General features: G+C 39.3%; 24 protein-coding genes. 14 read left to right on the top strand and 10 right to left on the bottom strand.

From position 1 onward, the window contains the following. The 3 genes from AC6CH7_RS22215 (at position 1) to AC6CH7_RS22205 (ending at position 1,501) form a co-directional block, all read left to right on the top strand. Positions 1-621 carry an NUDIX hydrolase N-terminal domain-containing protein gene (locus AC6CH7_RS22215; RefSeq protein ID WP_498264783.1) on the top strand — a complete coding sequence of 207 codons (621 nt, stop codon included), beginning with the start codon at positions 1-3 and terminating at the stop codon, positions 619-621. A gap of 104 nt (positions 622-725) precedes the next feature. After that, positions 726-908 carry a hypothetical protein gene (locus tag AC6CH7_RS22210; protein ID WP_498264782.1) on the top strand — a complete coding sequence of 61 codons (183 nt, stop codon included), beginning with the start codon at positions 726-728 and terminating at the stop codon, positions 906-908. A gap of 65 nt (positions 909-973) precedes the next feature. Further along, positions 974-1,501 (top strand): DinB family protein, encoded by a 528-nt coding sequence (locus AC6CH7_RS22205; RefSeq protein WP_498264781.1) that lies wholly within the window; start codon positions 974-976, stop codon positions 1,499-1,501. 75 nt (positions 1,502-1,576) lie between these two features. Here AC6CH7_RS22205 and AC6CH7_RS22200 read toward each other — a convergent pair whose 3' ends face one another. From AC6CH7_RS22200 to AC6CH7_RS22180, 5 genes are all read right to left on the bottom strand, one after another. After that, positions 1,577-2,587 (bottom strand): NADP-dependent oxidoreductase, encoded by a 1,011-nt coding sequence (locus AC6CH7_RS22200; protein WP_498264780.1) that lies wholly within the window; start codon positions 2,585-2,587, stop codon positions 1,577-1,579. 22 nt (positions 2,588-2,609) lie between these two features. After that, positions 2,610-3,377, bottom strand: a complete 768-nt coding sequence (locus AC6CH7_RS22195; protein ID WP_498264779.1) for an SDR family oxidoreductase — start codon at positions 3,375-3,377, stop codon at positions 2,610-2,612. An 18-nt stretch (positions 3,378-3,395) separates the two neighbouring features. Next, the gene (locus AC6CH7_RS22190; RefSeq protein ID WP_498264778.1) at positions 3,396-4,094 is read right to left on the bottom strand and encodes an SDR family oxidoreductase; all 699 of its coding nucleotides are present in this window, start codon (positions 4,092-4,094) and stop codon (positions 3,396-3,398) included. A 74-nt stretch (positions 4,095-4,168) separates the two neighbouring features. Then, entirely contained in the window at positions 4,169-4,759 is a 591-nt protein-coding gene (locus AC6CH7_RS22185; RefSeq protein WP_498264777.1) for a TetR/AcrR family transcriptional regulator, read from the bottom strand. Positions 4,760-4,941: 182 nt separating this feature from the next. After that, positions 4,942-6,585 carry an alpha-L-fucosidase gene (locus AC6CH7_RS22180; RefSeq protein ID WP_498264776.1) on the bottom strand — a complete coding sequence of 548 codons (1,644 nt, stop codon included), beginning with the start codon at positions 6,583-6,585 and terminating at the stop codon, positions 4,942-4,944. Between the two features lie 155 nt (positions 6,586-6,740). Between AC6CH7_RS22180 and AC6CH7_RS22175 the strand changes: the two genes are divergently transcribed. After that, positions 6,741-7,613 (top strand): helix-turn-helix transcriptional regulator, encoded by an 873-nt coding sequence (locus AC6CH7_RS22175; protein ID WP_498264775.1) that lies wholly within the window; start codon positions 6,741-6,743, stop codon positions 7,611-7,613. A gap of 251 nt (positions 7,614-7,864) precedes the next feature. Here AC6CH7_RS22175 and AC6CH7_RS22170 read toward each other — a convergent pair whose 3' ends face one another. After that, positions 7,865-10,105 (bottom strand): S41 family peptidase, encoded by a 2,241-nt coding sequence (locus AC6CH7_RS22170; protein ID WP_498264774.1) that lies wholly within the window; start codon positions 10,103-10,105, stop codon positions 7,865-7,867. 202 nt (positions 10,106-10,307) lie between these two features. On the opposite strand from AC6CH7_RS22170, the gene AC6CH7_RS22165 reads away from it, so the two are divergent. From AC6CH7_RS22165 to AC6CH7_RS22155, 3 genes are all read left to right on the top strand, one after another. Further along, a complete protein-coding gene (locus tag AC6CH7_RS22165) occupies positions 10,308-10,487 on the top strand; it encodes a hypothetical protein (RefSeq protein WP_498264773.1) in 180 nt (59 codons plus the stop codon). Between the two features lie 134 nt (positions 10,488-10,621). Beyond that, complete coding sequence (locus AC6CH7_RS22160; protein ID WP_498264772.1) at positions 10,622-11,008, top strand: VOC family protein; 387 nt, start codon at positions 10,622-10,624, stop codon at positions 11,006-11,008. Between the two features lie 719 nt (positions 11,009-11,727). Next, positions 11,728-12,897, top strand: coding sequence for an aldose epimerase family protein (locus AC6CH7_RS22155; RefSeq protein ID WP_498264771.1), 1,170 nt, complete (start codon positions 11,728-11,730; stop codon positions 12,895-12,897). 127 nt (positions 12,898-13,024) lie between these two features. Here the strand turns inward: AC6CH7_RS22155 and AC6CH7_RS22150 are convergent, their stop codons facing one another. Next, complete coding sequence (locus tag AC6CH7_RS22150) at positions 13,025-13,666, bottom strand: DUF47 domain-containing protein (protein ID WP_498264770.1); 642 nt, start codon at positions 13,664-13,666, stop codon at positions 13,025-13,027. Between the two features lie 255 nt (positions 13,667-13,921). On the opposite strand from AC6CH7_RS22150, the gene AC6CH7_RS22145 reads away from it, so the two are divergent. After that, complete coding sequence (locus AC6CH7_RS22145; protein ID WP_498264769.1) at positions 13,922-14,071, top strand: hypothetical protein; 150 nt, start codon at positions 13,922-13,924, stop codon at positions 14,069-14,071. A gap of 51 nt (positions 14,072-14,122) precedes the next feature. After that, positions 14,123-14,950, top strand: coding sequence for a formyltetrahydrofolate deformylase (purU, locus tag AC6CH7_RS22140; protein ID WP_498264768.1), 828 nt, complete (start codon positions 14,123-14,125; stop codon positions 14,948-14,950). 29 nt (positions 14,951-14,979) lie between these two features. Here purU and AC6CH7_RS22135 read toward each other — a convergent pair whose 3' ends face one another. Continuing rightward, entirely contained in the window at positions 14,980-15,267 is a 288-nt protein-coding gene (locus AC6CH7_RS22135; protein WP_498264767.1) for a chaperone modulator CbpM, read from the bottom strand. Positions 15,268-15,287: 20 nt separating this feature from the next. After that, positions 15,288-16,217 carry a DnaJ C-terminal domain-containing protein gene (locus AC6CH7_RS22130; RefSeq protein ID WP_498264766.1) on the bottom strand — a complete coding sequence of 310 codons (930 nt, stop codon included), beginning with the start codon at positions 16,215-16,217 and terminating at the stop codon, positions 15,288-15,290. Between the two features lie 178 nt (positions 16,218-16,395). Between AC6CH7_RS22130 and AC6CH7_RS22125 the strand changes: the two genes are divergently transcribed. The 4 genes from AC6CH7_RS22125 (at position 16,396) to AC6CH7_RS22110 (ending at position 23,455) form a co-directional block, all read left to right on the top strand. Continuing rightward, complete coding sequence (locus tag AC6CH7_RS22125; RefSeq protein ID WP_498264765.1) at positions 16,396-16,974, top strand: RNA polymerase sigma factor; 579 nt, start codon at positions 16,396-16,398, stop codon at positions 16,972-16,974. Between the two features lie 327 nt (positions 16,975-17,301). Continuing rightward, positions 17,302-18,468, top strand: a complete 1,167-nt coding sequence (locus AC6CH7_RS22120) for a FecR domain-containing protein (protein ID WP_498264764.1) — start codon at positions 17,302-17,304, stop codon at positions 18,466-18,468. A gap of 44 nt (positions 18,469-18,512) precedes the next feature. After that, positions 18,513-21,911 carry a TonB-dependent receptor gene (locus AC6CH7_RS22115; protein ID WP_498264763.1) on the top strand — a complete coding sequence of 1,133 codons (3,399 nt, stop codon included), beginning with the start codon at positions 18,513-18,515 and terminating at the stop codon, positions 21,909-21,911. An 11-nt stretch (positions 21,912-21,922) separates the two neighbouring features. Continuing rightward, on the top strand, positions 21,923-23,455 hold the full coding sequence (locus AC6CH7_RS22110) for a RagB/SusD family nutrient uptake outer membrane protein (protein WP_498264762.1): 1,533 nt from the start codon (positions 21,923-21,925) through the stop codon (positions 23,453-23,455). A gap of 80 nt (positions 23,456-23,535) precedes the next feature. Here the strand turns inward: AC6CH7_RS22110 and AC6CH7_RS22105 are convergent, their stop codons facing one another. Further along, positions 23,536-24,804 (bottom strand): ROK family protein, encoded by a 1,269-nt coding sequence (locus tag AC6CH7_RS22105; RefSeq protein ID WP_498264761.1) that lies wholly within the window; start codon positions 24,802-24,804, stop codon positions 23,536-23,538. A gap of 383 nt (positions 24,805-25,187) precedes the next feature. Here AC6CH7_RS22105 and AC6CH7_RS22100 point away from each other — a divergent pair, with 383 nt between their 5' ends. Next, positions 25,188-26,477, top strand: coding sequence for a Gfo/Idh/MocA family oxidoreductase (locus tag AC6CH7_RS22100; protein ID WP_172660278.1), 1,290 nt, complete (start codon positions 25,188-25,190; stop codon positions 26,475-26,477). Positions 26,478-26,522: the final 45 nt, after the last annotated feature.

Here is a 26,522-nt window from a genome sequence, read left to right as displayed (position 1 = left end):
ATGTCATCAACGATTTTAGCTTATGCTAAGCGCCTAAGGTCTATCGCCCATTTGGGTTTAACTTATGCTAACAATGAATATGATACCGAGCGGTATCGGGAGTTGGAGCAGATCAGTTTGGAAATGATGAACATGTCAACCGGGTTGTCATCAGATCAGTTAGCTGGCTATTTTAGTACAGCAAAGGAATACATCACCCCTAAGGTCGATATACGGGCAGTTATTTTTAACGACAAAAATGAAATTTTGTTGGTCAAAGAGAAAGCAGATGGCAAATGGTCTTTGCCAGGCGGATGGGCAGACATTGGACAATCTCCAACAGAAGCCGCAGTAAAAGAAGCTTTAGAAGAAACTGGTTTTAATGTTAAACCAATAAAATTATTAGCTGTATTGGATAAACGCTGCCACCCGCATCCCCCGCAGTTAGATTATGTATACAAGATCTTTATTCAGTGTGAAATTACAAGCGGAGAATATAACCAGGCATTTGATATTTTAGATGTAGGCTTTTTCAAACAAGGTGATTTACCCGAGCTTTCAGAAGACAGGGTACTGGCGGTACAAATTGACTTAATGTTTGCGTATTTAAATGATCCTGAAAAGCAAGCATTGATTGATTAAGTTTACACGTCCAAATCGACCCGTTAGAATGTCTATTTTGGCCTATGTCAAGCAGCGTAATTGCCTGTAAATTTGATTACTTATTAAAGATTAGTTAAATAACTATGAAAGTATCCGATTTCACTACCTCCATTGGTAGACCAAATACAGAAGAAATTAACGATGAATTCGCTTCCCGCTATAAAGAATTTTATTACTCAAAACAAAAGATAGTAGAAGTGGTGCCTGATCAGAAAGTATACAGCCTCATCACAACAGGTCAAGGTTTGCAACTTAATCTAGCTTAATTATTTGAAAAACAGTAAATTTATAAGAAGCAAAAGTCTAAATACTCAATTAAAATCCAAAAAACATGAAACTTAAAAGTTTAGCCGTGGTACTATGTTTAATCATCAGCAGCCAAATGGCAAAGGCACAAGTAACAGTAACCGATCTGGTAAAGGAATGGGAAAGATCAAAAGCTTATACTAAGGAATATCTGGATGCAATGCCAGAAAGCGGTTATACTTTAAAGCCTACTCCAGAAATGCGATCTTTTGCCGAGCAGCTATTACACCTGGGAGATGCCAACTATGGTTTCGTTTCGGCTGTTACAGGTGCTAAAAGTCCGGTTGGGCAGGGCGATTTGGAAAAAACTGGTGATAAATCCAAAGCTAATGTAACCAATTTGGTGTTGAACAGTTATGATTTTGTGATCGATAACATAAAAAAGATGACCGACGCACAACTCGATGAATCCATCAAATTGTTTGGAAAATTCGATATGACTAAAAGATTGGCTCTGGCTAAAGTTTTTGAACATCAGGCGCACCACAGAGGGCAAACAACTGTATACCTTCGACTGGCAGGCGTTAAACCACCACAAGAAAAACTGTTTTAATAATCAATTGAAAAGACACAATAAGTTTATCTAAAACAGTCATCATGCTGAGATCATCTCAGCATGATGACTGTTTTAATGCGCAAGTTTTATTTTGATAACTACTTTTCCTTTGGCACGTCCGCTTTCTACATAGGACAATGCCTCATTTGTTTTTTCGAAAGTAAAGATTTTGTCCACAACAGGTCTGATTATTCCAGATTCAATAAGCGCTGTGATTTTACTTAATTGTTCGCCCTGAGCTCTCATAAATAAAAAGGAATAGTCAACATCATTTTTCCTGGCCTTTTTGCGTACACCTGCACTTGTTAACGATACAACTATTTTTATAAACCAAGGCGCATCTATTTTTCTGGCAAAATCAGGAGTTGGCGGCCCGGAAATAGAAATAAGTTTTCCGCCGGATTTTAGTATTCGTAATGATTTTTCAAGTGTCTGTTTATCCTGGCTGTTCAATACCACATCGTAATTGCTCAAACGGTTTTCAAAATCTTCAGTCTTGTAATCAATAATCACATCGGCGCCTAGTTCTTTAAGCAAATCGAAACTTTTGCCGCTTGCAGTAGTCGCAACTGTGGCTCCCAAATGCTTTGCAAGCTGAATTGCAACGGTGCCGACCCCTCCAGAACCAGCCTGGATAAACACTTTTTGCCCCGCTGTAACTTGTGTACCTTCAACAAGAGCCTGCCACGCCGTAAGAGCCACCAGAGGGATGGATGCCGCTTCTTCCATAGAAAGGTTCCTGGGCTTAAGCGCTACATCTTTTTCATCTATAGCAATGAATTCTGCAAAAGTACCGATACGGTAGTCGGAGGGCCTGGCGTATACTTCATCTCCGACTTTGAATTTTTTTACTTTTTTCCCAACATCGGTAACTATACCTGCAACATCATGCCCCAAAATTAACGGAAGTTTATACGGTAAAATTAGTTTAAACTCTCCCGCCTTTATTTTGGCGTCTAAAAGATTTAATCCTGCTGCGTGAATTTCCACCAGAACATCGTTGTCTTGTACTACGGGTGCAGGTACATCAATAAGCTGTAAACCCACATTCTTACTGTATTTATTAATTACGAATGCTTTCATATTATATGTTTTAGCGTTTTATTTACTGCACAAGACCTGGATATATCTTTTTAGGGTTTACTAAATTGAAAGCTAGTTTAGGGAAAAATCTACTTACAACAGATAATAATTTTGTATCCCCCACACGGATGGTAAACTGATCCTTTTTGATTGCGGAAATAAGTTCTTTTACCAACTGCTCCGAAGAGATTTTCTTGTCATTCCTTTTAGCTGTCATGTCTGTTGCCACAACGGGGGGTAGCAGCTCAAATACTTTTACGTTGCTGTTTAGTATCTCCAGGTTCTTTCTAAGTAATTGAGTGTAAAAGCTTAAAGCCACCTTAGTGGCAGAATAGGTCGGCTCTTCTAATGCCGGAACCAAACTCAAAATCGATGTTGTGTTGATGATAGCACCTTCCTTTCTTGATTTCAGCATATCAATAAAAAGATTATTTAGTCTGATCACTCCAAAGTAATTCACATTCATTTCATAAATTGCATTCTTCAGAATTTGATCATTTGCAACCCCAAGATTAAGAGCCGGGCTTCCAACGCCAGCGTTGTTGTATAAAATATCTATCCCACCCAAAGAAGCAACCTTATTAAAAAGTGATAAAACGTCCTCGTCGCTCTCAATATCGCTTTTTATAGCTGTTAATGATGGGAGCATACTTTTTGCTGCATCTAATTTAGCTTCGTTTCTGCCCGTGATAATTACATTAGCTCCTTCGGCTAAAAACTGTCTGGCCGATGCTAATCCGATGCCAGAACCACCTCCAGTAATTAATATCGTTTTACCTTGTATATTCATGATAATTCAGATAGATGATCAAGCTTGTTTAAAAAAATGTTTCGAATCGCCCACGGGAACATCAAGTTGATCTTTTTCTAGTGCCAGAAACAGTTCGTCAGCAACTTCTTCAGGAGGAATGCCGTTTGCGCCACCAATTTCCGCCGAAAATTCTGTGTTTACCAGGGGAGGGTATACTTCATATATCTGAACATTTTTCTGTTCTTCATACGTGTCTCTCAAAGCTGTAGTGTAACTGTGCAGTGCAGCTTTGGTAGCACCATATGTCGGTAGAAATTTGTGGCTTCTAAAAACTGCAATTGATGAGACGTTTACAACAGCGGCTGCTGTTTTTCGCACCAGGTGTGGTAGTAACAGTTCTGTAAAGTGAATTATACTAAAGTAATTTGTATTCATTTCTATAACGGCCTTTTCGTGCGCATTTAAAGTTTCATTCAGAAGATAGCTAAAGGCAGCACCTGCGTTATTAATAATGATGTTCACCTCCGGGTAATTCTCCTTTAGTTCCGTCGAGATACGGATTCTATCCGCCTCTAATGATAAATCGCCTTGTATGGCAACGGCATTGTCTAATTGTTTTAACGCATTTTGTAAACGTTCTTCATTGCGTCCATTGATGATTATTTTATTGCCTGCTACACTTAATTTTTTAGCAATAGCTAATCCTATACCAGCGCTTCCGCCACTAATAAATACGGTATTTCCTGTTGTTTTCATGTTTAATAATATTGAATTATACTTTTTGGTCTATTTTTTAATATACTTTTTAGTCTATTTTGATGTAAAAAAAATTACAAAGCGTATTGCTCTAACTCAGCCTTCAGGCTTTTGATCAGTCCATGCATGGGTTTAGTTGTGTCCATAACCCTGCACATTACACAGCCACCTTCAATTGCAGCTACCATTTTAAAAGCAAAGACAGCAGGATCAAGATTATTTGAAAATTCGCCATTATTGATTCCCTCCTGAAGTAAGGCCGTAATTTCTTCCTGACCGGTTCTAAACACCTTGGCTACTTTTTGCTTTATACCAGGATAATTGTCATCAGTCTCGACAGCGGTATTAAATATAGGGCATCCTCCAGAAATGTAAGTCTGGATAGGGTTTTTATAGAAATCCATAAACGCAAATACTTTGCCCTTTACCGTCTTACCTTTTGATACTTCGGTTCTCACTTTGTCTGAAATCATCTTAAGTGACAAGTCAATAACTTGCTCAGAAAGATCTTCTTTGTTCTCAAAATGACCGTAAAGGCATCCCTTTGTAAGCTTGGTGGCCGCAAGTACATCATCTATACTCACTCCCGAAATGCCTTTCTCATTATACAGAGGGGCTGCTGTTTCGAGTATGAATTGTTTTGTTTTTTCTGCCTTTGTAAGCATTTCATTTATAATTATGGCGTAAATATACTAAAAGGTATATTTTGTAAACAAATTAAATCAATAAAAAGACATAAATATGTTTAAATAAACAGGTGCCTAAATTAAGCAGCGCCACTCCAAAAAACTTTAGAGTGGCGCATGATTGATGAATTCAGGGTTATGTTGCGTTTATAGCATATAATTTAAACAATATTTCCTTCTATTTTAAGCACAAATGCACTGCTTCCCGGTGCTTGTTGCGGGAGGTCTATTTTTAATCCTTCGGTTGTCTGCTGAAAGGAAAGTGTTTTGTGTTGCCCCATCAAACTCACTCTTTCTACTTTTCCAATGTCTTGGGATAAAGTTTTGATAATTGCCTTCTGATCTGCAGGCCATCCTAGTAAAGTTGCATAAAGGATATTTCCTTTGGTTACAAACCTGATGTCCGAAGCCCCGAAGGGTTTGCCTTTGCCTTCATTAAAGCCCTGCGCACTTAGCGGGGCTGCAGATTCCATTGCCGGTCCTTCGCCAAATACCTTCCATGGCCGGGTGCCGTAAATGCTCTCGCTATTAATCTGCATCCAGGCGGCAATCTCTTCAACAACAATGCGTTCTTTTTCATCTATAGAGCCGTCACCCCTTAGCGGAACGTTGAGTAGAAGATTCCCATTCTTGCTAACCACATCTATCAAGGTATGAATAACTGTCTTAGATGATTTATAATGATTGTTATCATAAATCCTGCGGTCATAGTGCCAGGCGCCAATACAGGTGTCGGTTTGCCACGGAAGCGGCTCTATGGTATTACTTTGACCTCGTTCAATGTCCCACACCATACACTTGCGCTGTTGCTCGTCCAGTATCTTGCCATTAATTACAGCTTTTAACTTTCCATGCTTTTTGATACTCTTATTGTATAAATGTGCTGCAATGCGCAGTCCGGCATCATTTACCGGCCACAATGGGAGTACCGTGTCATCGAAATAAACCAGTTCCGGTTCATATTTGTCTATCAGGTCTATTGTACGGTTGTAAAAGTTCTCACAATAAGCCTTGCTTGGCTGGGATACCCCATTACCCCAGTTCCACTGCCCATGAATGGCTCCGTCGTTTTGGCTGTTTTCGCTAAGAGGATGGTTTTGCGCATACAATTCCTGTGGATCATAACCTTGCCACCATTTGTCCGTTCCATCGGCAGCAGCAAGTTTCCCGTCGTAAGGTATTCCTGCCATAGGGCCTGACTTATCTGCTCTTTGCGCAGTTTCGTACCAACTCCAGGCGTGAGCCGCATGCACACTTACACCCAGCGGTAAACCTTGTTTTTTAGCTGCCTTTGCCCAGCCAGCCATTAGGTCCTTTTTTGGACCCAGTTTGGTAGCATTCCAGCGCTGATGCTTACTGTCGAACAGATCAAAATTGTCGTGATGGTTTGCAAGCGCCATAAAATATTTCGCTCCCGCTTTTTTATACAAGGCCAAAAGTGCATCCGGATCCCATTTTTCGGCCTTCCACTCATTTATCACATCCTTGAATCCAAACTTAGAAGGATGTCCATATTTTTCACAATGGTATTTATACTGATCGGTGCCTTCCTGATACATTCCCCGTGCATACCAGTCACCTCGTTCTGGCTGACACTGAGGACCCCAGTGTGCCCATATTCCAAACTTGGCATCCCTATACCAATCAGGAACCTGGTATTGTGCCAGTGAATCCCAATTGGGCTGGAATGGGCCAATCCTGCCAGTTGATGATGCGCCATTTAGATAAGAATATCCGTACAAACGGGAAGCATATAATGATGCCAGTCCCGCAATACCTCCCTTGATCAGTGTTCTCCGTTTCATAGTGTGATGTTAGCTGATTAACGTTTATATTGGTTACCTCCATTTGTAAATCAGAGGTAAACCAAAAATACAAGGCTTATACTTGATTATAGTAGACAAAATCAGACTAAATTTTTACCATAACAGACTTGTTAAATTTTATTACATTAGCTAATATGATCAAACGCATACTGACTCACAATTTCTCCTTGCTAAACATCGATCATGTTAAGCTTGACTCACGCTGGAATTACACAAACGTGATCAGTCCTTATCATCGGATATATTATATAACTGGAGGAGAGGGAGGAATTTCTCATTTCGAAAAAAAACTGAGGCTGGAAGCAGGATACCTATACATCATTCCCAGTTTTACCTTATGCAATTTGACCTGCCATAATTTTCTGGATCAGTATTTCGTGCAATTCTTTGAGGACTCCTCTGATGGGATATCGCTTTTTGCTGACAACAGGTCTATATTTAAGGTTCCGGCTAGGGATATTGACCTTGTCAACTTTGAGCGGCTCGTCCATATCAATCCCGGACGCGGGATCAACCGGTCGGATAACCCCAGGATATATGAAAAGGATGTTTATTATAAGGAATATCAGCAACTCAACAACCAGCAAACTGCTGCTCAATTTTTAGAAACTCAGGGTATATTGCTCCAGTTGATTTCCCGATTTGCACAACCAGAAATCATTGCCCAAAAAGAAAGGCAACACATTCCGATAAAGATTCTGGATACTATAAGTCATATTGTGGTCAGTTTACATTTGCCGCTTTCGGTTAAATCACTTGCTGAGAGGGTGCATCAAAATCCAGAGTATTTCTCCAGGCTTTTTCAGCAATATACAGGCTCGCGTCCCCTTGCTTATATTACTGAAAAGCGTATCGAGCGGGCGCAGTATTTAATCATGACAAGCACATCCAAATATACCGAAGTAGCTGAGATGACCGGATTTGAAAGCCTTTCCCATTTTTCACGGACATTTAAAAAAATCACGGGAATGAATCCAGGAGTGTATAAGAAAAGAATGGATAAGTAATTCATAGGGAGTAATTTTAAATTACTCCCTTAACAGAATCTTAAAAATCAAGTCATTTAGTTAGTTTCTTTTACCCGAACACCTTTCGCATCAAACATACCCAATAAGCTGCCCTTAACATGGTCATCATCTACAGGATCAAGGGTAAGCGTAATACTTTATAAATTCAATAAGGAAAAATATGATGAAGGTTTGAATAGTGGAGTTGCATTAGCATTTTAAGTTAATGAGGCGGGCTAAATCGCAAAGGATTACTTATTCATCAAAATCAGTTTTTTTGCCTCTTCCAAAACCTCGTCTTTACCGGTTTGTATGCCATTAATAGTTGGTTTTACTACCTTGTCAATTTTCACTCCAACACGCTGGGCATTTGTGCCGTCGGGATAATATACACCTAAACCAGAATACCAGGTTGTAATGGCACCGGGCAAAGAAATAGGAGTAACGTTGCCATTAGCACCAGCAGAAGAGCTGCCTATAACAATCGTGTTTGGAGCACTTTGCAGGGCCATTGTAATAAATTCTGCCTGGCTCTGGGTATTTTCATTAACAAGTACTACCACTTTTCTCTTATAATAATCCGTGGCCGTTGTTCCGGTATTATTAGGAGATTGAAACGTAAACATACCCGGATAGTTGATGGACCGTTCTGTTAACTTTGCAAAAGCACTGGATTCAGATTTGAAATAGGCGGCCAAGGTAGTGGTCATTACATCAATTGGATAGCCACGCATGTCAACAATTATCCCTTTTGTATTCTTGAATTTTGTCTTTATGCTGTCTAGCATGGTGTTCTTGTAGCCACCACAATAGATATAACCAATATTGGTGTTGATCAATTGGTACGCGGGTTTATTAGATTGCAGATAAGCATCAGTCACTTTGCTTATTTCTAAGCCTTGCTGAACCACAGTCATGGGTGCATTGCCTCTAATAATTTGTAGTTTAAAAGTGCTGTCAATACCTCTTCTTAGGTAAACGCTACTCATATCCCTCAATGCCGTGGTGTGGTTTGAGGCAGGAGTAATGGGCAGGTATTTATTTATTAGCGACTCTACTTTCTCTCCGTTAATAGCAACTATGATGTCGCCTCTGTTTAAATTTTTGTTTATGTCAGCTCCTTCTTTTAGCGAGCCTGTAACTACCAACCGATCTCCTACAAACTCCGCATCAAATGGCAATCTATACCTTCCCAGATCTTGTTCACGAACCTCACTTTCAATAAATGCATGCGAATCGTGGATGCTTGCAATTAGTTTAACTATTGCCTTTATATAGGTCTGTTCATTATTGGCCTTAATTACCCGAGGAATAAAAGCAGGTAAGACGGTGTTCCAGTTTTCACTAATCAACGCTCTGTTTGGACAAAAATATTGAATGACATTCCAGTAACGGTAAAGTGCCAGTAAGCGTAAACCTACATCGGGATACATTTTGTCGGCATATTTGTTTTCATGTGGAAAAGAACTGTGAGATGCATTCATGAGATCAATTTCACCGATATAGTAATTTGAGGTATTGTTTGTATTCTTTAAAATGTAGTCCAGTTTGGCCGAAAGCGTTTTGCTAAAGGTTTTATTCCTGAATAGGCTTCCGTAATCAGGTCTAACGGCAATGTTAGCAAGGCTAGGTTGTGTTTTGCAATCTGCGCAAGGCGGAACTTCGCCTAATTTATCAACCCATTTTTCCATCACTTGCGATACCTGGATGTCGGTTCTACAGTTAAGAATCTCGGGCAATACACGAAATAGCTCCGCATCCCAGTTATAATCTCCATTGGCTATTGCCGGATGATGGTATTTTAGAAAGCCCCATAATTCGCCCAGTAAGGCTAAGCTTTTTTGAGTGGAGGGGGTTAAAGCAATGGTATCTATTCCTGAGCTTTTATTTAGTAGCGTGTCTTTTAGAGCTTGGTATACATCTGTCTGTAACTCCAGGGCTTCGTCTATTGGCTTTTCGTCAAGATACAGCCGCAAGCTATCAACCCAGACTGTTCCTTTGCCAACCAGCACCGCACCGACATTAATCGTTGCCGTTTCGCTGCCATCATAAGGTAGCTGAATCATGAACTCTTTCCAGTCGTTTGTGCCGGTAAAAGCCGAATTCTCTGAATTTTCAGAGGCGATGCGCTTTCCATTGATATCATCTGTGCGCATCCAGATTCCTGCAAAACCGCCAGTTACGTTTTTGGTTTTTAGGTTACCAACTAGTGTCAGATGTTTCCCCTGAAACTTTTTATTTATTTTAAAAGTAATTGCGCCGAAATCTGCTCCTGCATTGTCGGTAATGGAAACTGCATATTCTCCCTGTAGCTTAATTGCACTGTCTAGCTTTACGATGTATGGGCTTTGGTTTTTCGATTTTAAATTCCAACCCTGTGGATTTCCTTTGGTGTCTAGTACTTCAAAGTTGCCGTTAAATTTGTTTTGTGCCTGTGTTAATGAGCTGAATAACAGTATGGTGGCAAAAAAAGAGTGCTTAGTTCTTATCATAGATGTAATTTACAGAATTAAGAATTTGCTGCTAAACTTTACAACCAAGTTTAACTTTTTTTAACTTATGAGGAAATAGAATGGATTTAGCTATGTATGCTGTAAACCAATTGTTTATGTTGATTTAAGTTTCACAATTGATGGGCTAATTATCATGGAGCTACCTTGGTTTTAACTATTCTTATTTTTAAACTTACGGAGTGTGCCCTTAATGATACAGGTAAGGATAGTACTGCTAAAATGGATCGGGAGTAATATAGTGAAAGTGCGGACAGGCAACGACATTACTACTGCCCAAAGCGTTGCTGCCCCGGCGCTAGCTATTATCACTGGAGGCAGGGTGCTGGTCTATCGCTGGCTAAGTACTGAGGAGATTTATTAGGCATACTATTAAATAGGTACTCTTTAAGCATTATTGTCGCAAACTACCTGTTTAAATGTCACTTCTACACCCCAAGTGATTCGCCATGACACTATAACTTAGTGAAAGAGTTTCTAACTAAAAAAAACATAGATATGAATCCAAAAATGATATGGTCAAATTTAACGGTAAGTGATTTGGACCGAACAACAAAATTCTATACCTCACTGGGGTTTAAACCCAACGGCAGGTCTGAAGACCTGACCAGCTTTTTTGCCGGGGGAAATAATTTTATAATGCACTTCTTTTTAACAGACAAGCTGAAAGCAAATGTGGAGATTGAAATTTCCGACGCACACGTGGCTAACGAAGTGATATTTACCCTTTCTGCAGAAAGCAAAGATGAGGTGGACCAATGGGAGAAAGAAATCCCAAATGCGGGCGGAACCATCGTTTCAAAAGCCAAGGAATTTGGAAAGGGCTATTATGGACTTGTGTTCGCCGATCCGGACGGGCATAAATTTAACGTGTTTTATATGTGAGTATATCGTTTCATCCCTCTGAAGATATCTAACCTGATGAATTAAAATTTTGCGAAATCTTCAAAATATTTGAAGCATTTTGCGCTTAAGAATCTTGCTCTAGAAGCTTGTAAATTTCAAATGCGACAAGAGGATAAGTGAAAGGATCGCTAATAGAAAAGTTGGATAGTCCTGGTCATTTTACCCAACTACTACCCTGGTTCGTTCGGTTCTGGCCGAACAAGAGTAGTTTTAGAGTGCACCTGAAAACTACTATTTTATAGGGCGCAGTCAGCGTTCTTTCCGAACCTGAATTCGAACCCAAATCATTAAACTTTTTGGTGATTAATTGGATGATTTTAACATCCGTAGATACTGCTGATTTCAATAAGCTTTGGGCACAGTTTATTATGAACTGGCCAAACACCCGAATAACACCATAGTAAAATCAGGTTTGTTTAGGTGGGTACACAAGTGATACACCTGTGTGGGGCCTGTTATTAGACTACCTGGACCGAAGGATATCTAAGGCCTGATACTAGTTTTTCCGGCAAAAGGAAATCTCTCCTTCGAGATGACGTCAGCTTTACCCTTCCAATAGCAAAAAATTATTAATGATGCGCCTATAAAGGTAGAATTAATTGAAAAATACTCCACTTATGAGGGCGCTTTTGAAATAATACATTAATTTAGGCTTATTGAAATTAACACAACATATTTTAACTAAAACCAAATAATAAATGAAGCAAACATTAAAACCAGGCTTAGCTGCAATTTTTTTACTTGCAATTACAGCATGTAATGAACCAAAAAAAGCTGATTCGACTGTAGCGCAGGCCGATAGTACCGCTGCAACCGTTCAGTTGGATAGTACAAAATTCCAAAAAGAAATAGATGGTAAAAAAACCAATCTGTACGTGCTTAAAAACAAAAACAATGTACAGGCGGCCTTTACCAATTATGGTGGCAGACTGGTGAGTTTGCTAGTGCCAGATAAAGATGGTAAGCTGGTTGATGTTGTAGTAGGATTTGATAGTGTTGATGGATTTGTGAATTCTACTGAGCCTTATTTTGGTGCTACAATCGGCCGCTATGGCAACAGGATTGCTAAAGGTAAATTTAGCTTAGACGGTAAGCAATATACTTTGGCGCTTAACAACGGACAAAATACTTTACATGGCGGTAAAAAAGGATTCCAGGCGGTAGTTTGGGATGCCGCAATGCCCGATTCGCAAACTTTAGTACTTACTTACTTGTCTAAAGACATGGAGGAAGGTTACCCTGGAAACCTGAAAGTAAAAGTTACTTACAGCCTTAACGATGATAACGAATTGAAAATGGATTATGAGGCTGCTACGGATAAGAAAACTGTGGTTAACCTTACCAACCATGCTTTCTTTAACTTGAACGGAGAGGGCAGTGGAGAGATTTTAAACCACGACCTTCAAATCTTTGCTGATCTTTATACTCCGGTTGATACTACTTTAATCCCTCTGGGTAAAAATGTAACTGTAAAAGGTACGCCGTTTGATTTTACAACTGCTACAACTATTGGTAAACGCATTGAAGAAGCTAACGACCAGTTAAAAGCTGGTAAAGGTTATGATCATAACTATGTATTAAATGGTACTAAAGGATTAGGCATGACTCATGCTGCTACTGTAAAAGGCGATAAATCTGGTGTGATCATGGATATCTATACTCAGGAGCCAGGATTGCAGTTTTACAGCGGTAACTTTATGCAAGGTAAAAATGTATTTAAAGGTGGTGCAAAGGATGATTTCAGAACTGCACTTGCTTTGGAAACTCAGCATTTCCCTGATTCTCCAAATCAGCCAGCGTTTCCAACTACGGTTTTAAATCCGGGGCAACAGTATAAAACAACTTCTATTTACAAGTTTAGTAAATAAAATATATAGCGTTCGTTTAAAGCGTTCGTCACCTTGAACATCGTGAGATCCCTTGGTTATGCCAATCCTGGGATCTCACGATGTTCAAGATTACGTTCAGAACGAACATATTAATTATGCATTTTAACTAAGCATTCTTTATAAGAATAGTTTCCAAAACATTCGCAAGGTCATCACATTTATCAGAAGCGATTTCCATACTTTGCAGTACCTCTTTCTGTTTAATCAACTCAATAGCATCGGCTTGGTTGTCAAATAAACTGCCTACTGCGGTATTGCAAATATGATCTGCAGTGCTTTCGCCTTTATTAATCTTAATACATATCTCTGCAATTAGTCTGGTGTTTTTAAAGCTCCTAAGTTCAGCTATGGCGATATTTAAATCCTTGCACATCTCTAAAAGCAGTTCGGCCAGTTCTATCATTGGCTTGCTTATGTTTTTTAGGTTGTATAAGTCCATGTTCATGGCTGCTGCATAAATATAATCGGCAATATCATCCAAAGAACTCGCCAGAGCATGTATATCTTCCCGGTCAAACGGGGTGATAAATATTTTACTTAACCCCAAAAGGATGTGATGCGTAACATCGTCACCTACCTGTTCCAGTCTTGCAATTTCCTTGATGTGTACTTTTCTGTCTTCCTGATCAGGAGTGTTTACTGCAAGAACAAGCGTTTTGGCAATTTGCACAAGATTGTTGCCTGCCTGCTCAAACATGGGTTGAAATGTTTTGTCTTTAGGACTAAAAAAATTGAATACAGAGTTCATAGTACTTTTGCTTTTAACAAAAATATCATTGCAATGTTAACGCATTGTGAAGTTTAAGTGCTATTTAACAATGGTTTACATTAAAAATTACCATTTATAACTCATTGTTATATGTTTTATTTTTGACCAACAACGGGACTCTTGAAGGGATTAAGCTGGAAAAGCTGGCAGAAATGCAAAAAAGTGGATAAAATGTACCTCTAGCAAGGTAAACTTTCGACCTTTAATTCTTATCATATCGAAAAGAATGAGCAATTGAAGGATTCGTTTATTGAAGCTGGCTGCGGTTTTTTATTGGAACTGGGGCATTTGCAGAAGTTTACCGTTAGCGGGGTAAAGGATAAGGATCCTGATTCTATATTGAAATACCTTGCAGATTCAAAAGACTTTAGATCGGCAGAGTAGGTTCTCGCTTGTAAGAAATATTATTATCTTGCTTTCCTATTTTAACAATCGATGATAATAATAATACAGTGTAAAGATCAGATAGGGCTGGTTGCCGATATTTCGCAGATATTATCTGCAGCAAAACTGAATATTGTTTCCATGAGGGAACACGTTGATAAGGCCGAAAGTATGTTTTTTATGCGTTTGGAGGTTGATGGGTATTCTGATGAGGCCTTACTTACAGAAACCATGCGCAAGATTTTACCTGCCGGCGCGCTTATTCATGTTAATCCTGTTGCCGAAAAAAGAATTGTGGTGATGGTTACTAAAGAATATCATTGCCTGGCCGATATTTTGGTACGCAATAACTTTGGTACATTGGGTGCCACTGTTGTTGGGGTTATTGGAAATCATGACATACTGCAAAAGATTTGTGAGCGCTTTGATGTTCCTTTTTCTTTGATTTCTTATGCTAATGGAGTGAATGATCCGGAGCAGGAAATGATTGATCAGATAAATGCGTATAGTCCCGATTATGTGATTCTGGCTAAGTTTATGCGAATTCTATCGCCACGCTTTGTGGCTAGTTTTGTCGATAGGATAATTAACATACACCATTCTTTTTTGCCTGCTTTTGCTGGGGCAAATCCGTATAAACAAGCTTTTGAAAGAGGAGTGAAGCTGATTGGTGCTACAGCACATTTTGTAACAAATGATTTGGATGAAGGACCAATAATTGCCCAGCAGATTATTCCGGTAAATCATTCGTTTACCGCTAAGGATATGGTAAGGTCTGGAAAAGAGATTGAAACTGCGGTTCTGGCAAAGGCCATGAGGTTGGTGTTGAGTGATAGGGTATTTGTTTATAAGAATAAGACGGTGGTGTTTGAGAATTAGGTGTTCTACCAGCCGAATGACAAATCTCCTTACTGGTGTATATGCAACTGGTTTTTAAGCTCCTGAATTTCCTGTTGCAGAACATCTACTTTTTCTAACAAATGTCTGATCGCATCTATACCTTCAATATTGATTTGCAAATCGTAATGCAGATGGATGTACTTATCCAGTTCACCAAATTGCCTGATATGTATGTATTTTTCTGATTCAACCATCGTTAATGAAATAATTCCTGAGTCTTCAAGGGATATAATAAACTCTGGTTCAATATCATACTTAAAGCAATACTCTGTTATGGTTATTAATTCTGTTTCCATGATTACTTAATTTAAATGCCTTACCCCAGGTTTTTTAGTTTATTAAAAAGTTCTTTCTGTTTCTCTGTAAGCTCCGTTGGTACCTTAACCGCATACGTTACAAAGAGGTTTCCAAACTCTTCTTCTTTTTTGTATGCCGGAAAACCTTTGCCTTTTAGTCTTACTTTAGTGCCGTTTTGAGTTCCAGGGGCCACTTTAAGCTTTACTTTACTATCAAATGTGGTAACCGTTACATCGCCTCCCAGAACGGCAGTATAAAGGTCTATTTCTGTGCTCGTATACAAATCGTTGCTAAGTCTTTTAAAATGTGGATCATCGCCAATATTAAAGGTGATGTACAAATCGCCGTTAGGACCGCCATTTGCACCCGGCGTACCCTGACCTGCTAATTTGATTACTTGGCCATTCGCTATTCCCGCCGGAATGGTTATCCTTAGGTTTTTGCCGTTTACAGCCAGCGTTTGCTTGTGTGTATTGTAGGCATCGCGAAGCGATATACTAATCTCTGCCTGGTAATCCTGCCCTTTGAATTTGCGGCTTCCGCGTTTTGATTGCGCCCTTGCATTGCCAAATAAGGATTCAAAGAAATCAGAGAAATCTCCGCCACCGCTAAATCCTTCACCCCCAAAATCAGCACCGCTAAAACCACCACCCTGGTAACCGGCACCTGAGTATGCATTCTGGTTTTGCTGTTGCGATTGTTTTGCCTGTTCAAACTGATCCGCATTTTTCCAATGTTCCCCATATTCATCGTATTTCTTACGCTTTTCTGGATCGTTCAGTGCTTCATTAGCCTCATTTATTTGCTGAAACAACCTATTGGCATTTTTATCATTAGGGTTTAGATCGGGGTGATATTTTCTGGCCAATTTTCTATAGGCTTTTTTAATATCATCCTGCGTAGCACTTTTGTCGAGTCCCAGGGTTTTGTAGTAATCTATAAATGCCATAATTTACTAGTTTGTCATTTATCTTAAGTTATTAATTGCCGATTTTGTTTTAGTTTTTGATAAATATTAAATATAGTTGTGAATATATTAATTACTTTAGAATTTTATTTGTCGAATACCTCTCTGGATATACTTCTATGGTGTAACCGCTATCTAAACATTAAACTTTACTGTTAAAATGATTGTAGAGCATAACAATGATGCTAGCCTTTTACTAGAAATGAAATTCGGGAATCAGCAGGCCTTTGAAACCTTGTACAATAAATATAAAGGATTGCTGTATGTGCATGCTTATCGAAAACTTAAGGATAGAGAGCAGGTAAAAGACATTATTCACGAGATTTTTCTGAGTTTGTGGGAGAAAAAGACCACTTTGGATATAAAAGGGGAGCTATCCTCGTACTTATTTAAGGCGGTTAGGTACAAGATTATAGATACCATTGACAGAAGCTCTACAGCTGAACAGTACATTAGTCATTTTCAGTCGTTTATTGAGACTTATCCATCGCAAACAGATCACAGGGTAAGAGAAAGAATCCTGATATCGATAATTGACAAAGAGATTGCCAATTTGCCGACAAGGATGCGCGAGGTGTTTGAGCTGAGCAGAAAAGAAAATTTGACTCACGCGGAAATTGCCGAAAGGTTAAAGATATCTGAGCAAAGTGTAAGGAGCCATGTTAAAAATGCGTTGCGCATATTAAGGGTGAGGCTAAGTACGTATTTGCCGTTGTTGCTGTTTTTGTTTAATAAATAATTTGTCGGTTAGTCACGTTCAGTATTGAACACCTGCTGTTTGCTGCCGTACATTCTGGAATCTGTAACTTGCTTTACTGTTCTTTAAATGAGCTTGTTTGAATTTGGCATTGCCTTGGTGTATTGCATAAGATGGATAAGCTTAGTTTCAAAATTGCCTGGAGGAACCTTTGGAAAAATAAGGGTTTTACATTATTAATCTTGGAGGATTGGCTATTGGTTTGGCAGTAGCTGCGAAGCAAATTGGTATAACCTAAAAATATTTCAATTTTTATTACCCCCCTGGACCTTACTCGGCCGACTATAGTTGTAAGAAGCACTAAAAACTATGGCTGGCTCAGAATTCGATGCTAAAGCATTGATAAAAAAATATAAGGAAGGTATTTGCACAGATGAAGAAAAACTGCTGGTAGAGCGTTGGTATGAAAATATCAATGCCAGTGGTTTTGATTTAGATGAGCAACTGGCCGAGCATGATCTGGCAAGCGTATGGACGCGCTTGCAAACGGATATCGCGGATAAGTCTTTACAAAACCCAAAGTATACTATTTCCTACATTTTACGGATTGCTGCAGTGATTTTACTGTGTGCACTCGTGTGTGGCGGTGCTTACTACTTTCTTTCCTATAATAATAAACCTCTTAAGGAAAGCAACGAAATAGCAAATAAGCCGATGGATGACGTTGCCCCGGGTGGGAACAAAGCAACTTTAAAACTTGCTAACGGAAGCGTCATTGTTTTAGACAAAGCCGGAAATGGGGTATTGGCAGAGGAATCTGGTCTAAAAATAACAAAAACAGAAGATGGTAAAGTTGTTTACAGCCAGACAAATGGCAGTGCAAGTGGGAATAATGAAGTAGGCAAAAATGTGATTACCACACCTCGCAGCGGTCAGTATCAGGTAACGCTGCCCGACGGAACTAACGCATTGTTAAATGCCGAATCATCCATTACCTATCCCGTGCTTTTCGCAGGTAAAGAAAGGCGCGTTGACATTAGTGGTGAGGTCTATTTTGAAGTGGCAAAGGATAAGAAGAGACCTTTCAGGGTCTTTGTCGACAACATGAAAGTAGAGGTTCTGGGTACCCACTTCAATGTTTCTGCTTACAAAGAAGATAAAGACATTTCCACAACCTTATTTGAGGGTTCACTTGATGTGATCAAAGGGACCGATAGAACACGCTTGGTGCCAGGTAGGTTGGCTAAATGGAATAAAAAGAAAGAGAATCTAGAGAATCTGCCTGCGGATCTGGATGAAGCCATAGCCTGGAAAAATGGTGATTTTGTTTTCAATAAACAGAACATTCAGCTCATTATGCTAAAGCTTTCGCGCTGGTACGACGTAACTGTGGTCTATAAAGGCGATATGTCCGGATTAAATTTTAGTGCAAAAATATCTCGCAAAAGCACCATTTCTGAAGTGCTTGAACTATTTCAATTAACAGAATCTATGACGTATAACATTAAAGGAAGGGAGGTGGTAATCAGCAAATAAGTACGATCTAAATTATACCCTATTAACCTTAAACCAAAACATTCATGAAAATTGATCTAACCTATAAACCGCCTTCTACGTTATTTAGAAGGTTAATGAAAATATTATGTTTATTACTGATATTATTAACTGCCCAGATCACCGCTTCAGCATATGCCCAAAGAATCACCCTTGCTGAAGAAAATGCCTCACTGGAAGTAGTATTGAAAAAGATAAGTAAACAATCTAATTACGATTTCGCCTTTAATTCGGACATGCTGAAAGATGTAAATCCGGTAAATGTGAAATTAACCAATGCAACCCTTAAGGAAACACTTGATGCTGTTTTTAAAGACCAGCCGCTTACCTATGTGATTGCCAAAAATACGGTTGTTGTAAAAAAAAGACCCGCTAAAAAGACTGCTGCTATTGTGCAGGAAAGCCTTAAACAGGTGGTGATATCTGGAATTGTAAAAGATTCAAAAGGCTTGCCTTTGCCGGGAGTAAGTGTAAAAGTAAAAGGTGGAACTGCCGGAGCTGTTACTGGAAACGACGGAAAATACAGCATCTCCGTCCCTGAAGATAATGGGATTCTGGTGTTTAGTTTTGTTGGATATATCACTCAGGAAATCCCCGTATCCACAAGTAAAACCATTGATGTTATGCTTCTAGAAGATACATCTGCACTGCAGGAAGTGGTGGTGGTAGGATATGGTACCCAAAAGAAAGTGAATTTGACGGGGGCTGTTTCTTCTGTTGACTTTACTAAGGAAATGGATAACCGGCCTATTACAAATGCCTCGCAGGCATTGTCGGGCAAGGTAACCGGCGTATGGGTAAGTCAGAATTCGGGATCTCCGGGCAGTGACGGCGCAACGTTAAGGGTTCGTGGATTTGGAACGTTAAATAACACAAACCCTTTAATTTTAATTGATGGAGTGGAAGGAAGCTTAAATGAGCTGAACCCCAGTGATATTGCCTCTATGACGGTGCTTAAAGATGCTGCATCATCTGCCATTTATGGGTCAAGGGCAGCAAATGGGGTAGTGCTGGTAACTACCAAAAAAGGCAGTTATGATTCACCTTCGCAATTATCTTACAATGGATATTATGGGGTTCAGAAACTGGGCCGTCGTTTTGATATTATAGACAATAGCGCGGAGTTTATGGGAATCTGGAATAAGGCTGTTGCCAATAATGGTGGCGATCCGCTTTTCCCACAGGAAGTGATTAGCGCTTTTGAGAATGGGAGTGATCCTTTTCTATATCCCAACACCAATTTCTTTGATGAAGTTTTTACTACTGCCCCAATTCAGGAGCATAATGTTTCTGTAAAAGGTGGTTCTGAGCGTCAGAATTATTACTTGTCGTTTAATTACATGGATCAGGATGGTATCATCAAAGAAACCGATTCTAAACGATTTGGGTTAAACCTGAACATGAACAGCAAGGTGAATAAGTGGATGGAGATAGGAGGGACGGTACAGGCAACCAGAAAAATAACAGAAAGACCTTACGATGAAATTAGCCGGGTGATGTATCTGATGCAGAATGGGGGCTATCCGTTTACTGCTCCATATACCCGCGACGGTAAATTTGGTGCAACACAGGCGCTTTATTTAAGTGGGCCGAATAAGGGCCAGCCAATAGTTGATACCAGGAACCCGTTGCCTGATATGTATAACGGGCGCACACAATATGCAAACAACTTTATAAAAGGGAGTTTAAATGCGGCCATTAAGTTTACTCCTGAACTTACGTTTAAGTCGCTTTATTCCGGTCAGTTTAATAACAACAGGAAAGACAGATTTAATCAGTTAAACTATGCCTATACTGATAGTGGTATTAAAACAAGTGTTCTGGATTATCCTTCCACCATCAATAACTCAAGAGCGAATGATGAACAATTTTACTGGGCCTTTTTTAATACGCTTGATTTTAATAAAACATTTAATGAGGTGCATAACGTAACTGCTGTTGTGGGTATGCAGGTAGAAGAGAATCAGCTGAAGAAAATGTTGAGCCAGAGATCTGGGCCTCCTAAAGAAGGCTTGTCTGAGGTAGATGCAGGAACTTTCAACCCAATTGCCAATGGGAACACAACCGAATGGCGCATGCAGTCTTATTTCGGCAGGATCAACTATAATTTTAATGAGAAGTATTTGTTTGAGGCCAATTTAAGAGCTGATGCATCATCGAGGTTCAGTGCTGGTAACAGGTGGGGCTTTTTCCCTGCTTTTTCTGCCGGTTGGAGATTAAGCGAAGAGAATTTTTTAAGGAATTTTAAAGCGATACAGAATTTAAAAATAAGGGCTTCGTGGGGTCGTTTGGGTAATCAGAACATTAATGAAATTGCGGGAGATTATCCATATCTGTTATCCCTTACTCAGAATTATGGTTCTAGTTATAACCTTGGCGGTGCGCTTGTGCCGGGCGCTGCTATTACTGCCCTGGTAGACCGCAGTATTTCGTGGGAAACCACTGAGAGTTCAAACTTAGGGGTGGATTTTACGATGTTTAGCGGGAAACTAAATGTAGAAATGGATTATTTCACCAAAAAAACATCAGATATTTTAGTGAGGTTGCCCATTCCTCAGATTTTAGGTGGAGTTAGTGCACCGGTAGAAAATGTTGGCCGGATGATGAATAAGGGTTTTGAAACATCGATTTCATACCAATCCAGAAACGGAGATGATGCGTTTAATTACAGGGTTGGCGGAAACCTGACCTATGTAACCAATGAAGTAACTAAATTTAGAGGCGGGAAATCTCCTGATCAATTGTACCTTATCCGTGAGGGCTATTCATTTCAATCGCTTTATGGCTTTAAATTCCAGGGTGTATATCAGACAAATGAAGAGGCAAAGCAACATATGTCGAAAAATGCCTATACACCTACTGCTGGAGATTTAAAATATGAGGACGTAAATGGCGATGGTCGTTTGGATTATCAGGATAAGCAATCGTTAGGCAATACAATTCCTAAATTCACCTTTGGTTTAAACCTTGGTTTTAGTTATAAAAGCTGGAATTTAGATGTGGTAACTACAGGGGCTGCCGGTGTTAATGCTTTTACGAAAAGCAGATGGGCCGAGCCTTTGGGGATATCGGGCGGTGTAATTACCGAGCGTTGGAGGGATGCATGGACGCCTGAAAACAGGAGCAATACATTGCCTCATATTAAAGTAAATGATACATGGAACAGGTATGAGTCATCGTTCTGGGTATCAAATCTTTCTTATTTTAAAATTAAAAATATACAGCTGAGCTATCAATTGCCAAAAAAACTGATTAACAGTTTAAAAATGGGTGGGATAAGTGTATATGCTAATTTCCAGAATTTGCCCGCATTTGTTTCGGGTGATTATGAAGGGTTTGACCCGGAGAGAAATACGTTTGAAGATGGGGGCGGCCTTTACCCAATACCGTTTATCAGTACGTTAGGTGTCAATTTACAATTTTAATAAGAGAAATTATGAAACGTATAATTAGTTTATTGTCGGTTATTCTTGTGTTCTTCTCTTCTTGCACTAAAGACTTTTTGGATGTTACACCAGAAGATAGAATTACAGAGGATAATTTTTGGAAAAGTGAGGGGGATACTTACCTGGCACTTTATGGAGTATACAATACTTTGCAGAGTAGGCATGTTTATGGCTATGGTGGCGGCCTGGATGCTGCTTCTCCAAATGCTTATCAATGGGCACATTGGGAAGGAATGGAGATGCAGGTGGGAAATGGGACCATACAGCCCGGTGATGCGGGAATTGTAGTTGAGCGCTGGAGAGATTGCTATAAAGGAATTAACAGAGCAAATTATTTTTTAGATAATGTAGATAAAGTTCCGATGCCTGATGCTACCAAAGAGGTAATGAAAGGCGAGGCTTATTTTTTAAGGGGTGTATTTTACTCGTTGCTGGTAAACACTTATGGTGGTGTACCGATTTTTACCAAAACGATTTCTGTTGAGGAATCAAGAAATCTTGAGCGCGCAGATCTGGAAACATCGTGGGCTCAGGTGCATGCTGATTATGACGCTGCTATTGAAAGATTGGATGTTGAAGCGCCGATAAAAGGCAGGGCTACTAAAGGGGCTGTATATGGAATGAAGATGCGCGCTTATTTGTATCAGAAAAAATGGGATAAAGTAGTAGAGTATGCTGATAAAATAACTGCTTTGGGCATTTATAATCTGTTTCCGAGCTATTATGGCTTGTTTCAGGTGGCAAATGAAAATAACCAGGAAGTGTTGTTTGATGTTCAGTTTATGAGCGGCCCCTTTTCGCAGGGGAGTATATTTGACAGGTACTGGCAGCCTCAAAATTTGAAGTATGGTATTATTGGATCGAATTCAGTAGCGCCGGTTCAAAATCTGGTTGATGCTTATGAAACATTGAATGGTTCGCCGGTTAATGCTGCAGAACCGTACAAGAATAGGGATCCGAGATTGGATTTTACGATTTTAAGACCTGGGGCTTATTTCCAGGGGCAGCTGTATCCGGTTGAAATAAAGAACCATACAGGGCAAAAGGTTGGCTTCGGAATAAGGAAGTATACGATAGAAAACATGGAGGTAATTGCGTCTGAATCGCCTTTGAATTTCATTGTTTTAAGGTATGCTGATGTGTTATTGTCCAAAGCGGAAGCTTTGATCGAGGGCCAGAACAAGAATATTCCTGAAGCTATTGCACTGATTAACAAGATCAGAAACGGAAGAACAGATGTTAAGCTGCCTGCTTTGTCGACTGGATTAGGTTTGGAGGAAGCGAGAGAGAAATTACATAAAGAACGCCGGATTGAGCTTGCATTGGAAGGTTTGTATTGGGACGATGTAAGGAGATGGGAAATTGGCCCTAAGATTTATCCTCAGCAGGTAAAAGGAGCAAATGGGGAGTTGATAGATACCAAATTTGCTAATGGGTATGATCTGATTAGAAATCAGTTGCTGCCAATTCCGGATGGGGAAATTTCTTTGAACCCTAAGTTGATTCAGAATAAGGGGTATTAAAAGTAGAGTGGTTGTAATTGGAGAATGTCCCAGTGATGGAGAGCCCCCTAATCACAACCGCTTTAGAAAAAACCTCATCTCTAAACAGAAAGCCGGGACTTTGACTTTCCGGCTTTCTTAATGCAGGCCTCCAAAAAATGATCAATACCTGTTGTAGCATAACCCAAAAGCCTTGAGTTTTCGCCAAGTTCAGATGATACAATTGTTGTTCTCTCTCTGATTTGCGTCATGCAATATGTATTAATTGCCTGTTGCATCGGCAAGGTGATGTATTGTTTTGCTTCGGCAATTTTCCCGCTTAAAATAATCAGTTCCGGATTAAACAGCTGAATGAGCACTGCGATACCTTTTCCCATATAAGTGCCAATATTAGATAGCAGTTGGATGGCATATTGATCGCCTTTATTTGCTGCTTCTATAATTACATCAGGCTCAATCCTTTGCAGTTCTTCATTAGAGAGCTTGTTGAGCATTGAGTTTTTGCCTGATAAGATACCCTCTTTTGCCATTTCAGATAAAGCATTGCCCGAAGCAATGGTTTCCAGACAACCGTGTTTGCCACAATAGCACAATGCGCCATTCTCTACAAAAGGGATATGCCCTAACTCTCCCGAAAAACCACTGGCACCTTTTCTTAATTTCCCATCCATTATAATTCCTAACCCAACACCCCAATCCATTAACAGTATCAAAGCATTTTGTTTGCCTTTTGCCATTCCATGCGCAAATTCTGCCATTGATGACCCATTTACGTCATTCTGTATAATAACAGGTAATTTTAGTGTGGTTTCAAATGCGGCGGTCAAAGACGTGTTTTCCTGATCACTAAGAAAATAACTATAACTTTTGCCTTTTTCGGAATCAATTAAACCAGGCATGCCAACACTGCAACCAATTAACTGATCGTTGGCAATGTTTTGAGCTTTTAGAATATCCGCTACATGAGTACTTAAAATACTAAAAAAATCGGATCTGCTGCTTTTTGAGATGGGCAAAGCGATGGTTTTGGCATCAACTATATAGTTATAGTTGTTATCCATAACGGCAATTTTGGTATGGAACAATTCTATATCAATACAGAGGATCAGGATTTTTTTATCCCTTAAACCGTACAAATCGGGCTTTCTGCCACCCATAGATATTCCATAACCTTTCTTTTCTATCCACTCTTCGTCCATTAAATTAGTAATGAGTTTTAAAATACTCGGTGTACTCATATTCATGGTATCACATAATGTGGAAACTGAACTTGGCCCTAAATTAAAAAGATGTTTCACGAGCTGATATTTATAGATCAGCTGCTTATCGCGTGTTGGTTTTGTTATGTTATTTAATAGACGAAGATCCATGGCTTTAATTACTCTATTTCGTTAAATATAGATAACTTATGTTAAAAAATTATAAAAGTATTTTTAATACGTAAATAAATTAATAATGTTTTGTGTTTTTGACAATTTCTCGCTAATATTAACAATGCAAGTATTCGATTTAGCAGTGCCCTCGGAGGTATTAAAAATTGAATACCCATACAACCGTACATATGAACCCTTAAGAACCACAAAAAAAAATGAATCCAACAGTCAATATTTAACCGGTATTTGACTCTGTACCAAATATGAGCCCGATGAACTTACTGCGAGTTATTTCTAACTACGCAGTGATATGTTATTTAGTGTAGCTCTGATATATAAAACAATACAATTGAATATATAATTCACACATAAATGAAAATATGAAGCCTAAACAACCTAAAGAACCAGAAAACCAAAATTCGAGAAGAGATTTTATTAAGAAATCGGCTGTAGGACTTGCCGCATTTACTATTGTACCAAGATATGTACTTGGAGGAACAGGATTTATTGCACCAAGTGATAAGCTTACCAAGGCTGTAATAGGCGTTGGCTCAATGGGACGCGGTCATTTTACATATGATGGCACTCAGGTAGTTGCTGTTTGTGATGTTGATAAAAGGCACCTTGATCTGGCAACATCTATGTTGGATAAAGGCGTTAAAACATTTAGCGATTATCGCGAACTGATTAAACTTCCTGAAGTTGATATTGTACACATTGCTACACCACCTCACTGGCATGGTATTATGGCAGTTGATGCTGCAAATGCAGGTAAAGATGTTTGGTGTGAAAAACCAATGACTCATACTATTGGAGAAGGTAAACGTGTAATGGAAGCTGTTCAAAAACATGGTAGAATGTTCCGTTTAAATACCTGGTTCCGTTTTAAAGATACTTTTTATGGAATGGGTACAACTGTTAAACCGATTAAGAAATTGGTTGACAGTGGGTTATTGGGTTGGCCTTTAAAGGTTACTGTAGGTAAACATACAGGTTACGATTGGAAGTTTTACTGGGTAGGTAAGGATCATCTTGAGCCTCAGCCGGTACCTCCTGAATTGGATTACGACAGATGGCTTGGCCCTGCGCCTTATAAACCATATAATGCACATAGAGTTCATCAAACCTTCCGTGGGTACTGGGATTATGATGGTGGTGGCTTAAGTGATATGGGACAACATTATATTGACCCGATTCAGTACTTTTTAGGTAAAGACGATACCAGTCCGGTTTCTGTTGAAATTGATGCTCCGCAACAACACACTGATGCCGTTGGAATATGGAGAAGGATAACTTATACTTACGCCGATGGTTGCCAAATCATTTTAGATGGCGAAGGAAAGGATACTAACGTGCCTTACATTGAAGGACCTAAAGGTAAATTATACCCGGGCTTTAAATCGGATATCCCGGATTTAGAGCGTAAACTGGCTGCTTTCCCTGATCCGACACCACAAATGACTGACTTTGTTGAATCTGTTAAAACCAGACAGAAATTCGCTTTAAATGAAGAAAATGGGCACCGGTCATGTAATATCGTTAACATCGGATTAATTGCTTTAAGATTGGGTCGTTCGTTAAAGTTTGATCCGGTAAAACAAGAATTTATAGATGATGAAGGCGCTAACAGATTGATTAATCCTGTAATGCGTGCACCTTTCACTATTTAATTAAGCAGTTCATTTAAACAATTCAGATTAACATTTTACACATAT

It is taken from the genome of Pedobacter sp. GQ55, assembly GCF_059758925.1.
Note: the sequence above shows the minus strand (reverse complement) of the source record. Positions and strands in the feature narration are given on the sequence as shown.